11 protein-coding genes are annotated in these 12,638 nt (G+C 45.4%); 4 read left to right on the top strand and 7 right to left on the bottom strand.

The annotated features are described in order from the left end of the window. Positions 1 to 35: 35 nt before the first annotated feature. Together AB6E54_RS00995 and AB6E54_RS00990 are read right to left on the bottom strand one after the other, a co-directional pair. On the bottom strand, positions 36 to 3,134 hold the full coding sequence (locus AB6E54_RS00995; protein ID WP_372106178.1) for an efflux RND transporter permease subunit: 3,099 nt from the start codon (positions 3,132 to 3,134) through the stop codon (positions 36 to 38). Positions 3,135 to 3,142: 8 nt separating this feature from the next. Further along, positions 3,143 to 4,267, bottom strand: coding sequence for an efflux RND transporter periplasmic adaptor subunit (locus tag AB6E54_RS00990; protein ID WP_372106177.1), 1,125 nt, complete (start codon positions 4,265 to 4,267; stop codon positions 3,143 to 3,145). Positions 4,268 to 4,503: 236 nt separating this feature from the next. Between AB6E54_RS00990 and AB6E54_RS00985 the strand changes: the two genes are divergently transcribed. Next, a complete protein-coding gene (locus AB6E54_RS00985; protein ID WP_102548253.1) occupies positions 4,504 to 5,118 on the top strand; it encodes a TetR/AcrR family transcriptional regulator in 615 nt (204 codons plus the stop codon). A gap of 18 nt (positions 5,119 to 5,136) precedes the next feature. Here the strand turns inward: AB6E54_RS00985 and AB6E54_RS00980 are convergent, their stop codons facing one another. Then, entirely contained in the window at positions 5,137 to 6,048 is a 912-nt protein-coding gene (locus tag AB6E54_RS00980) for a LysR family transcriptional regulator (protein WP_372106176.1), read from the bottom strand. A 156-nt stretch (positions 6,049 to 6,204) separates the two neighbouring features. On the opposite strand from AB6E54_RS00980, the gene AB6E54_RS00975 reads away from it, so the two are divergent. Beyond that, complete coding sequence (locus AB6E54_RS00975; protein WP_065584365.1) at positions 6,205 to 6,510, top strand: monooxygenase; 306 nt, start codon at positions 6,205 to 6,207, stop codon at positions 6,508 to 6,510. Between the two features lie 78 nt (positions 6,511 to 6,588). Then, the gene (locus AB6E54_RS00970; RefSeq protein ID WP_372058585.1) at positions 6,589 to 6,963 is read left to right on the top strand and encodes a hypothetical protein; all 375 of its coding nucleotides are present in this window, start codon (positions 6,589 to 6,591) and stop codon (positions 6,961 to 6,963) included. An 84-nt stretch (positions 6,964 to 7,047) separates the two neighbouring features. Here the strand turns inward: AB6E54_RS00970 and AB6E54_RS00965 are convergent, their stop codons facing one another. Further along, complete coding sequence (locus AB6E54_RS00965; RefSeq protein WP_372106175.1) at positions 7,048 to 7,575, bottom strand: cytochrome b; 528 nt, start codon at positions 7,573 to 7,575, stop codon at positions 7,048 to 7,050. A gap of 108 nt (positions 7,576 to 7,683) precedes the next feature. After that, positions 7,684 to 8,202: a lipocalin family protein gene (locus AB6E54_RS00960; protein ID WP_102429133.1), complete on the bottom strand. Its 519-nt coding sequence runs from the start codon at positions 8,200 to 8,202 to the stop codon at positions 7,684 to 7,686. Between the two features lie 320 nt (positions 8,203 to 8,522). On the opposite strand from AB6E54_RS00960, the gene AB6E54_RS00955 reads away from it, so the two are divergent. Continuing rightward, positions 8,523 to 10,289 (top strand): amidohydrolase, encoded by a 1,767-nt coding sequence (locus AB6E54_RS00955; protein ID WP_372106174.1) that lies wholly within the window; start codon positions 8,523 to 8,525, stop codon positions 10,287 to 10,289. Positions 10,290 to 10,389: 100 nt separating this feature from the next. On the opposite strand, the gene AB6E54_RS00950 is transcribed toward AB6E54_RS00955, so the two are convergent. Together AB6E54_RS00950 and AB6E54_RS00945 are read right to left on the bottom strand one after the other, a co-directional pair. Beyond that, entirely contained in the window at positions 10,390 to 10,866 is a 477-nt protein-coding gene (locus tag AB6E54_RS00950; protein WP_065584369.1) for a hypothetical protein, read from the bottom strand. 287 nt (positions 10,867 to 11,153) lie between these two features. Beyond that, entirely contained in the window at positions 11,154 to 12,533 is a 1,380-nt protein-coding gene (locus AB6E54_RS00945) for a CAP domain-containing protein (protein WP_372168709.1), read from the bottom strand. Positions 12,534 to 12,638: the final 105 nt, after the last annotated feature.

Genomic DNA, 12,638 nt, shown 5'->3' with positions numbered 1-12,638 from the left:
ATGGGCAATTGAAAAGCAGTTAAATTAAAAAACAGTTATGCCGCTTGAGTCGCGATGGTTTTTCGCTGATTTCGAGTCATCAAGTGATAAACCACCGGCACAAAGTAGAACGAGATAAGCGTGGTTAATACCGTTCCGCCAACAATCGCGACCGCAAACGGAGGCCAGAAACCACCGCCAGCGATGATCAATGGCATAAAGCCGCCAACAGTCGTTATCGTGGTTGAGCTGATATGGCGAGTACACGACATCACAGCTTCAACGACTGCATCTACATTCCCGGAGGAAGCCTCTTTATCGAGTTTCAATTCGGTCAAAATCACAATGGCCGCGTTAATCGCTAAGCCCGCAATCCCAAGCATCGCGATAATCACCGTAAAGCCGAACGGATAACCGAAGATCCATACCGACAACAGCCCTAGTCCACCAGCCAACCCTGCTACCATGAAGATGATGCTGCTCATTCGGAACGAGTTGAATGACATCACCACCACCAACACCATCAATACCACCACAACGGCGACATTCGAGATAAGGCTGTTAACTGAATTGTCACGCTCAGCGGATTCACCACCAAAACCAATCGTATAACCCGATGGCATCTGATAGCTTGCTAAGCGTTTCTGGAATTCATTAAGGACGGTTTGAGGTAAAACACCCGCTTCAATGTAACCTTCAATGGTGTTCACTCGTTGCCCGTTACGACGAGTAATCGCGCCGCGGCTGGTCGTCAATTCCAGTTCTGCCAGAGTCGAAACATTGATCCCTGTTGAGTAGACATCAGAACTGATTGGCAGACGAATATTGCTTAAGTGAACCAAGTTTTCACGCGCCTCATCTGCCACACGAACACGGATTGGTACCGACTCACTGCCTTCAATCACAGAGCCACTTTCACGACCTGTCAGAGTAGTTTGCAGCATACCTGCGAACTGGTTCAATGAAATACCATTCAGCTTTGCGGTGTCTTCATCAACCTTCAACCACACCTTCGGAGTACCTGGTTGCAGGGTTTCCCTTGTGTGCGTCACATGAGGAACACCCGCCAAAATCAATCGCACATCCTCACCAATCGCTTTCAACGTATCGAGGTTTTCACCATACACTCGCAGTTCAACGGGCGCGGTAAATGGAGGCCCTTGGTTAAGCTTACGTACCAAGATTTGTGCTTCCGGCACCTCTTCATCCAACACCTTTTGCAACTGTGGAATTAGCGCATTGGCTTGGTCAAAGTTCTCTGTTTTCACCATGGCTTGCGAGAAGTACGGCGCATTATTTTGCCTTGCTTGCAGGTTGTAATAGAAGGATGGGAAGTTTGCGCCCACTAGCCAATCAATGCGTTCCACTTCAGGGTAACGATGAATGATATCGTCGATTTTTTCAGAGGTGTTTTTGGTGGCGTAAATGCTCGCTTGCGGCGGCATGTAAACCTGAATCTCAAACATGTCTCGGTCTGATGGCGGGAAGAATTGCTCAGTCAGCTGAGACATACTCCAGTAACCAGTAAACGGAACCAACAACACCAAAGCAATCGTGATGATTGGATGCGTGACGCCAAAGCGAACAGAAGATGAGAACCAGCGCGTCAAAGCCGGGATTCTCAAACCCGTCATGTACCAATGGTGCTGCCCTTTCTTGTCGACATCACTGAGTTGTTTCGGCAGTAGCTTGGTCGCTAAACCTGCGATTAAGGTGTGCGAGATAATGTAAGAGCCGATCAATGAGAAAGAAACGGTAATCGCAATACCACCGACAAATTCACCCGATGCACCCGGCATCAAGATAATCGGGGCAAACGCCAACACGGTAGTTAAAGTTGAGCCTAATAACGGCACCCATAAATGCTTCAATGCATTCATGGTCGCTTCTGCTCGTTGTTGCCCTTTCAAACGATAAGCTTGAATGGTATCGACCATCACCACCGCGTTATCAACCATGATCCCGAGCGCCACAATTAGGCCTGTCACCGACATTTGGTTAATCGGCACACCGGTCATTTTCATGATCGACAAGGTCAATAATGAGGTTAACGGCAGAGAAATGGCGACTAAGATCGCGGCACGCACGCCTAAAGTGACAAACAGAACAATCAAGATCAGACCGAAACCGATCATCAAGCTTTTGCCTAAATCGTCTAAGCGAGTTTCGGTATAACCTTGCTGATTAAAGAGCACGGTCACCTTAACGTTACTTGGTAACTCTTGCTCAAATTTACCAATCAGAGCATTAGCTCGCGACGTCCAGTTATCAACTCGCAGATCAGGGTGCATTCTTGCCGCGACAATCACACCCGGCTCACCATCAACAATAGCAATCTGGTCTTGTGGGGTTTTCTCACCACGTTTCACCGAAGCAATGTCTTCCATACGGATGATGTGACCTTTGCTATCAGTGGCTATTGGCACTTGCTTAATGCGTTCAATGGAATCGAGTTCAGATTTAATTTCTAAGCCAAAGCGAGAATAAGCACTGACCAATTCACCGGCAGAGTTTTTCGCATCTGCTCCTTCCAAAGATTCTGCGATATTGGCACTTGAACGACCAAGCGCGGCTGCATCTGCGGTACGTAAACTGATTTGAATCTCTTCTTGTGGCATCCCGTATTCATCAACGAATTCAGTACCCGACAAAGTTCTTAGTCGCTTAGCGAGCTCTTTGGCATAACGCCCGAGTGTTAATCGGTCAGGCTCGCCTGCACCAGACCAGGTTAGAGATGCGATGGTTGTGAAAGCATAGGTATGGTCGCTATCGAGATCGGGAGAATGAGAGCCCGCAGGCAAAATGGATTCGATGTCAGATAACTTGTCGCGAGCTTGAGACCAAACCGGCTCAGGCTCGGTGATGGTGTCATTCAATTCTAAGGTGACAATAGACACGCCCGGCCTTGAGGTTGAGCTCACGAGTTTAACTTCACTCAGCTCACGCAGCTTGTTCTCGATAACCTCAGTAACTAAGGTTTCAACACGCTCGGCACTGGCGCCGGGGAAACTGGTAGTAATGTTCGCGTAACGGTTGATGATTACTGGATCTTCTGCACGTGGCAACGTCATGAACGCAGAAATACCACTCACCATCAGCAGTGCGGTCATTAAGATAAGCAGTCGAGTGTTGGAAATAGTCTCTATGATTTTCATGCTATTTCCTATTCAGCAGTAACGCTAGCTGGCTTTACGGTTTGTCCTGGCACTAAACGATGTAAGCCACTGGCAATCACTTGTTCACCGTCTTCAATCGCCCCACTCACGTACGCTTGTTGATTGTTGGCAAACAACACCTGAACACTTCTACGTTCAACCTTATTGTCTTCACCAATCACAAAGATGTTCCACACACCGCGTAAACCATCAATTAAACCCGTTAACGGCACCCAATAACCTTGGTCATCGATTTGCTCGTCAAACTTAAGGTAAGCAAGTTGACCTTCTAAAACCGCCGCTTGTTCAGGGAAAAGGTAACGTAAGCCGACACTGCGAGATTGCGTATCCACCATTGCTCCCGGATTCAGCAGCGTCACAACGAAATAATCTCGCCCGACACGAATACTTGGTGAAGAAAGCGAGGTTACTTTTTGCATCTGATGAGCAGGAATACCGATAAAGGCTTCTTTGCCTTCTGAAGCAAGCAATGTAAGAGTTGGATTACCCACATTCACCACATCACCCAACGACACAAAACGCGTTGCGATAGTGCCCGAATAAGGCGCACGAACCGTCGACTTAACCAACTTCAATTCATTGCCTTTTACCGAGGCATCAATACGCAATAAGTTCGCCTGCAACACGCGCTGTTCACTGGTTAACGAATCAATCTCAGCTTCGGCACTGAAGCCTTTCGCTTTCAATGAACGTTGACGTTTAAGGTTCGCTGCCACCAAACTCAATTGAGCTTTGACTTCTTCAGCCTGCGCTTTCAGTTGGCTAGACTCGGTTTCCAAAAGTTGGGGATCCAATCGGATCAACGGCTGACCTGTTGTGACTGTGTCACCGACATCCACCAGAATCTCATTGACCTTACCCGCCAATTCAAAACCCAAATTCGCCTGCTGCCCGGCCTTTACCACACCGACATATTCACGCTGTACCGCATACGATGGAGAGCGTTCCAAAGCGACAGTTTCTACTGTTAAGACTGTCGACGCTGCACTACTCGATTCCACTGCAGCATTATCTGCATCGGATGCTGTCTCGGCTTGTGTATTTTCACCACACCCGACAAGAAGAGTCGACAACGCCACTGCTACTGCGCTTCCCTTCATCAATTTATACATACTTCCTGTTCCTATGCGGTACTCAATTATGTTCTTTTTTTAGACTAACCAAACCAAACTAGACTGTCTAGTTTGATTATGTTAAAAATAAGTTTCATGGTTAATGTTTGATAAAACCATCACAAAAAGCATAATGCTTAGCGCCAAATGAGACACCTATAGCGGAGTATCAATAGGCACTAAGCAAAGAGACAAGCTAGGTAACGACCCAACACCAAGTAACGAGAAGCAAGCACGTGACAAAAATCATCAAGAGTGAACAGAAGAGATCGCAGATCTTAACCGCAGCCAGCCAACTTTTCTCTGAACATGGCTTCAAGATCAATATGGATCAAATAGCCAAAGCAGCGAACGTTTCCAAGCAAACGGTCTACTCTCACTTTAAAAACAAAGACGAACTTTTCGAAACCTGCATGCAAACCAAGTGTGCGGAGCGAGAACTCAGTCCTGCTGCCTTTGATATGGATGCTGCGGTGGGTGATGAGTTGGTGAAATTTGGTGTGAAGTTTCAGGATTTATTACTTGATGAACAATCTAGACAAACCTTTCAAAATGCCATTAGCCAAGCGAATACGCATCCAGAGATCGCCTCTATCTATTTAGAAACTGGCCCTCAGAAAACCACAAAATTACTCGCTGATTATTTGCAGTCGAAAATAGACTCTGGTGATCTCACACTGTCGACATCAAGCTCACCAGTCATTGCAGCACGCCAACTGTTGCTGATGTTTCACGGCAAATCGGTGTATTGGGGATTCTTCGGACACGATAGCGGAGAATCTGAAGAAGAAAGACTTCACTACACTCGCGAATGTGTCGCGCTATTCTTGAACGGCAACCAGCCTCGTTAATCTTAGAATATTTAACCGTTAGCTCGCATTTGAAGCTGACTCAAGAAGTAACTCATAGAAACGTTTAGCAGCAGGGCCTGTCTTGGCTCCTTTTGGTAAAGTCAGGTGCAGCGGAACGTGATACCCACTGCCATTTTCGACATTCAACACAGTGAGCTTGTCGCTACCTCGACTTTCAACAATGTGCTTTGGTAGTCGACAATACCCAACCCCCTGCTCTACCGCGCCAAACGCATGGTCGAAATTATCCACCGTAATACGCTGACTCGACTTCAACCAGCCCACATCCTGTTTGTTCCCTTGGCTTTTAGTGCCTTGATTAGATCGTGTACCTAAATCTCGCACCACAATTTGTGGCAAAGACGACAGTTGATTCAACGACACTGAAACGGCACTTGCTAACGGATGTGAGCTAGCAACTACTGGCTCCATCATCGTAAAACCAAAGGCTTCGGCTGAGTAATTAGTAATAGGCAAGTTGATGATAGCCACATCAGCCAGTTCTTGAGTCACCATTTCGGTTGTTTTAGACAGAGACGTTTCAATCACTTGTATCGATGTGGTGTTGTTCTCCGCCAAAAATGTAGCCATCGGTTGATAAAGGCGTTCAAGGCAGCACAAGTGATCAACAGCAACCACAATTTCAGACTCAACACCTTTCGCTAACTGTTCACTGATCAACTCTAGCTCGCGAGCTTGTTCCAACATACTGCTCGCACGGCGCAACAGTGATTTCCCATCCTCCGACAATACCGCCCTACGACCTTCAACCTGCACTAAAGTCACGCCTAATTGGTCCTCCAATTTTCTCAGCGCATAGATCAGCGTGGTGTGACTCTTGTTCAATTGTAGTGCCGCAGCCTGAATGCTGCCTGCACGGTCAATTTCGTAAAGCGTTTGCCATTGGTCGAGGGTGGTTTTCAATCTCATCGGTCTAAAATCCTGACAGTTAATAACTATATTATGAACTTTTCTGTCTGTTTTTTACAGGTAATATCTATTTCAACAGGCAATCAAGCCTCCTATGTTTTGCGAAATGACCATGAGTCTCAGCGCAACACCAAGTAACTGTTTGGAGAAATAACCATGAAATTATTACAAGTCGATTTTGAATTTAGCGGCCCATTTGGTGAAGAGATGTCAAACGCACTCGTTGACCTAGCAAAGTCTATTAACAACGAACCGGGCATGATCTGGAAAATCTGGACAGAGAGCGAAGCAGAAAAGCTGGGCGGCGGCGTCTACTTATTTGAAGATCAGCTGAGTGCTGAAACCTATCTGGCGATGCACGCTGCTCGCTTAAAAGAGATGGGCGTAGCGGAAGTGCGTGGGGTGATTTTTGACGTCAATCAGCCATTAACTACCATTAATAGAGGCCCAATCAACGGTTAATCAAACTTGTTCATTCGCTGAATGACAACAAAGATACTGAATCGCTAAGTCGCTAAGTAATAAGTAGAGAGATACGTAATGAACAACAAAACTTTTCTTAGCCTACACGGCATTATTTACGCAGGGTTTGCCATCGCACTGTTTTTTATCCCAACGGTAATGTGGCCCATGTACGGCGTGGAAATTAATGATAAGTACGCTTACTTTCTCTCTCAACACACCAGTATCTTTTTGGGTGGTATTGCCGCGATAAGCTGGTTATTGCGAGATATTGAGCCCGGAGTCAGTGCCAAAAAGCTCATCCAAGGTTTGGTTGTGACCAATATGCTGGGTGCCATCATCACACTGTATGCAGCGTTTACAGGAATCTTTGTTGGCTTTGGCTGGAGTGATCCTGCGTTCTTCCTGTTTCTATCAATACTGAGCGTGTTGCAGGTTCGCAAGCAAGCTTAACCAATGAGTTCAGATAGCACAAACAAAAAAACACTCGGTATATGCCGAGTGTTTTCGTATTAAATCGTTAACTTTAACGTCAGGCTATGAGCGACCAAGCATACGACTTAGCGTGCCATCTTTATCGACAAACTGATGCTTCAATGCGCCTAATACATGCAGAGCAAGTGCCACCATAATCAGGTTCACTGAATTGACATGAACAAAAGAAGCCGCAGACTGTAACCATTCGGTTTTTTCACCAGCAGCGATAAGCTCGAAACCGAACACGTCTAATGCACGCCCACCAGCAAAACTCATCACAGCACCAGAAATTGGCATCGCCAACGTCACCAACAATAAGAAGTGGTGAACACTTTTCGCTGCGATTTCTTGTGCTCTCGTCAATACGGCAACACTCTCAATTGCGCCCTCTTTAAAACGCAATACCAAGCGTGAAAGTGCGACAACTAAAACAATCAAACCCAACGATTTGTGTAGCCCCATCAACTCACCTTTTTCGGGGCCTCGCGGCATACCTTCAAATTGAAGTCCAATCACAAACACGACAAGGAACAAAATACCGGTAAGCCAATGGAAAACAACAGTCTTTTTCGATAACGAATTACTCATAATGACCACTTTATGTCTCTAAACTTGATGCTATTTTCGCCTAATATCATTACGTTTTATAGGGTAAATACGTAAAGTTAGGTAAAGACAAATAGAAGCCAGAAATCGTTATTTTGTGTGCTCTACAAAAATCAACTTGTCAGTGTTGAAGCCACGCTCTTTAGACATGCTTTTGAACTTCTCCATCACCTCTGGCGCAACTTCTGGTGTTCTTGAAAGCAGCCATAAGTAATCGGTGTCAGGGCCAGAAACAAACGCGTACTGGTATCCCTCTTTGTCCAATTCAAACACCACATAAGCACCGTAGAAAGGGCCAAAGAAAGACACTTTCAAATAGCCTTGTTCAGAGCCTTCAACGAAGTACGCTTTTCCTTCCGCTTCGTTCCACTCACCCTCTTCGGCAGAGTATCCACGGTTAATCACCTTCACGCCACCATCATCACGCAGGCTGTATTCAGCGCTCACATTACTTAAGCCGCGCTCAAACGAGTGATCCAAACGAGCCACTTCGTACCATTTCCCTAGGTATCGTTCCAACTCAAACTGTTGAACAGGCTTAACCGTTTCGGGCATGCCAACACAACCACCCAATAAGATCACGCTAAGCAGCAATAATATTTTTTTCATCCTAACCTCGACTTGTTTTTATTAGTAATGCGAGTAAGTCTCGTGAAAACATAAACTTACATCTTTGGTAATACGTTAAATCCATTTTTATAGTTCACTTAACTGTAATTTATTCAGAACCTTATGTGAATCGTTTAGTCTGCGAATGGATTCGTAATCCTTTATTCATGAGCTGTATTCCCACAACCACCTCAAAAGATATTGGAATTACATGCAAACAAGAGAGCAATCAAGGACACTTTATTATTAAAAATTCACGATATGATTCTGGCCACTCGCTTTCTATACTTACTAAACAGTGGAACATGGAAGACATAATAATGAATAACAAGCTCACTCTGTCACGCACTGCATGGATAGCATTACTCGCAAGCTTATCGGCCGTAGCGCCGGTGCTTGCACAAGCCAACACCGTTGTCCAAGCGCAAACAGCAGTTCAAACACAAACAGCAGTTCAAGCGCAAACATCTGTTCATAACCAAAATGCTGACCAGATCTTTATCAATGCTGATATATATGGGCATCGTGAGTCAGACTCGATCGTTACCCACAAAGGCAAGATCATCTTCATCGGTAACAAATCGCAGGCACAAACTTTTCAAGGGCAAAGCACTGATGTCATTGACCTAGACAATGCCTTTGTTCTTCCGGGATTCATTGACAACCATAACCATGTGTTTGAAGCCGCCTCAGAGCTGGGTGGCAATTGTGAACTCGACTCTGAAGCAACGTTAGAAGAGCAAATTCCCTACTTAGAAGCGTGTAAGATCAATGCTGATACCGATGGCAGAGGTTGGCTAATGGGTTATGGTTTTTCTTTAGAAGCGACGCTCGATTGCGACTCTGACTACACGCCACTAGAGATCATCGACAGTATCTTCCCGGATCGCCCTGTGGTGATCATGGAGCAGACATCACACTCAATGTGGGTCAACTCCAAAGCACTAAAAATCGCCCGAATCAGCCAACAATCTCCGGATCCACAAGGTGGCGCTTATTTAAAAGATCCTGATAGCGGCAAGCTCAATGGCATCTTGCTAGACAATGCTGGCGATCAAGTGATGGAGATGGCGTGGAACAGCCAAAGCGAACTGTTTGAGCAAAGCTACCAAGGCTTAATGTTCGGACTTGAGGAAGCGGCAGCCCACGGCATCACCACCATTGGCGACGGTCGCATGTATTGGAAACGAGGTTGGTATGACGTTTGGCTAGAGGCCGAGCAAAATCAAGACTTAACGGCGCGTGTGTCGCTGCGCCCTTGGGTGTATCCATCGATGGCGATACCTTCTCAATTAGAAGTCTTTGAGAAGATGTATTCCGACGATAAAAGCCGTCTGTTACTTGTCGATCAGGTGAAAATGTACAGCGACGGCATCTTTATCAATGGCACCGCCAAAACGCTCGCACCCTACTTAGATACCTATCTACCCCTGTCTCCTAATGGCTTGAACTATATTCCGCCAGAACAAATGAAAGAGTGGCTAACTGCGCTCGAAAAAATAGGGTTTAGCGCCCACATTCATGCCATTGGTGATGGCGCGGTTCGTGAATCTCTTGATGCAATAGAAAGTATTCGCAAACAAGGCTCAACCAAACCCTACACCCTAACCCATGTCGAATTAATCAATGATGAAGATGTGCCACGCTTTCGCCAATTAGACGTAACCGCAGATTTCCAAGTCGGCTCTGATTACGTTGCAAGGCATCAACACCAATGGGCCGAAGCTTTCCTTGGTGCTCGCCGAGCTAAAGCTATGATGAACTTAGACGCAATACTCAAGACCGACGCGAATATCACCTTAAGCAGTGATTGGAACGTACACGACATCAACCCTTTAGTCGGCATCGCGAATAGCCTAATCATGGGTAAAACAGGCCTAACTGATATCTACACGGCTATCGACGCTTACACGATTAATGCCGCTTCTAGCTTGGGCATCGACGACATCACTGGATCTATTGAGGTAGGAAAATCAGCGGACTTCGCCATTCTCGACCGAGACATCACGACCATATCGGCAAGACAAATAGCCAAAACTCAGGTGTTGATGACGGTGTTGCGCGGGGGGGTGGTTTACGAAAAATAAAGCCAATTAGCGTATCGAATTGGTTATCGCAACTCAAACGAAAACGAGCCAGCTTATTCAGCTGGCTCGTCTGTTATTCACATAGGTATTTTATGTTGTGTTACGCGTTGGTCTCTTTAAGCGCTTTCACATTTGAATCTTGTTTGTCATCCAGAGCAAAGTAGATCTTCGATACAATCACTTCAGCAACCAGAATCGTAAATACCACCGCGAAGAACGCGACAACACCGCCCCAAGGGCCTGTAAAACTCACCTTATCTCCGAACAGAAGGTTAATCGCTTCTAGCATCACGAATTTTGAGCCCACCAAGATGATATAAGTGGTGATTGCTCGGTAAACCTTAGGCGCGGTGCCCGGCTTGCTTTTGAAGTGCTCGGCAATCTTGTGCTCTAAACCAATAGAGAGCTTCAACAACAACGCCGCAATCAAAGAGATAGTGAAAGACTCAATGTTGACGAAGTCCCAGTACTCATCGAAGAAGTTAAGTACGACCAAGTCCACCAGCACGGCTAACGTGTAACCTACGAATAGACGTTGTGGTGTGTTGAACCCGTAAACTTTGTCTGATTTAATCATTCTGTCTCTCTCTAATTTGATAAGTAGCCTTGATTTGAAATACATCTTAGCGTTCGAATCGAAGCAAAACTTACCATTTCATGACACTACTCAAAATCATTCACAACACAAATGAATCGTCATAGTGTCTTCGCCCCTCCACCTTCAATAATCCTGATCGCCCACGTATCACTGTAAAGTAAAATGGCACTCTCGAGTGATCTGCTACTACCAAGTAACCTGCCACTACCAACTAAAGAAAGAATAGCGACGCTAAATGGATGACCTTTATTTAAGCAATGAGTGTGTTAATTGAAATCTTGCGTCCAATAAGACATCTTCGATGCATCTGACTTACTGGCTTTGTATCCAATCCCCATCTTTGTGTGTCGGCTATTCATCACGTTTTGGCAGTGACCTTCGTGACCAGCCCAACTATTAAGACCGGCATTGTTAATTTGCCCATCACTTCGTGGACTGGTGTAACCGAAAATAGGAATCACAACCGAATTGGATGAGAGGACAAACGCATTCTGACCAGAACTGTTCACAACAAAGTGACCTTGAGCATCTCTTCGGTACTGCTCATCTGAGTTCAACTGGGCATTACTCGCCGTATTATTGTCCCAAGCGATAGGAGCTGCTGGTGGGTAGTTACCACTCGAAAACGATGAACCAAAGGCATCACAATAACGTTGTGTCGACCTCGCACAATTTGTCGAGATAACAGATTGGTACTTGATACTGTTCTGACTTAGATCTTCTGGAATATTCACAATTCGGCACCATTTTTCATCGGCAACGCCTTGACCGGGCATCCCCCAAATCGCACCATTCAATAATTGATTTGTATCTAGTGAAGCGAAATCGATGAGAGTGTCGCTATTAAGCTGACCTAGATCCAAATCGATCTTTCCAGATGAAGTGTTCAACTCAAAGATCGAGGCCCCAACCTCCTTAGCTGCTGCGTTAATTTTGTCGCGCTGTAATAATTCCCAAGAATCACCAAACCGCTCTTTTGACTGCTCTCCATAAGCTTGAGCGATAAAATCGTAAGTAGGTAAATTAGACTCTATCCCGCTCCCATCTTTGGAAACTACGCTGCCAACGGTTTTAAATTCCAACGAACTGTCGAACACCGCATCATTAAACACATACGATCCCAAGTGCTCACTAGAACAAGAGTTACTTTGCATATCGTATCGATATTCAGAAATTGTACCGTCCACAAGTAATTGATGATTCTTCCTTTGCGCGCTTAATCCTGTGGTTTCGTAACAGTGCCAATCGTTAACAAAGTTGCTGCCATTATCGATAACGATTGTTGGTACAGCGATAGTCACATCAACCTTCTGAGTATCTCCACTCTTGAACGCAGGCAGCTCATTTTTGACGGTAATAGATGAGAAATTTCTGATTGGATCCGTTTCTTCGATAAAACCTTCGATAGCAAAAATCATATTGTTGCTAAGAGCTTTAATGTCAGGCTGCTGAGAGGTAGATGATGAGCCGGTATTACTCGGATTACTTGAATTACTTGGATTACTTGGATTACTTGGATTACTTGGATTACTTGGAACATTAGCGTTATTAGACGTTGTGCTGTCACCTCCTGATGAACTTTCTCCTCCACAACCTGTAATAATCAGTGCTAGAAGGGCGACTGCCGAGATATTTTGTTTTTTCATGAGTTAATCCTTAAGCATATATTTATCTTAATGTAAGGATGTTGCCTCATAGAACGAACTTAAATTTCAGACCAATGTCAGAGCCCCAAATACTGACACCGATTT

The sequence above is a fragment of the Vibrio sp. 10N.247.311.49 genome (genome assembly GCF_041467655.1).
GTDB lineage: Bacteria > Pseudomonadota > Gammaproteobacteria > Enterobacterales > Vibrionaceae > Vibrio > Vibrio crassostreae_C.
This window is presented reverse-complemented; position numbering and strand designations above follow the sequence as displayed.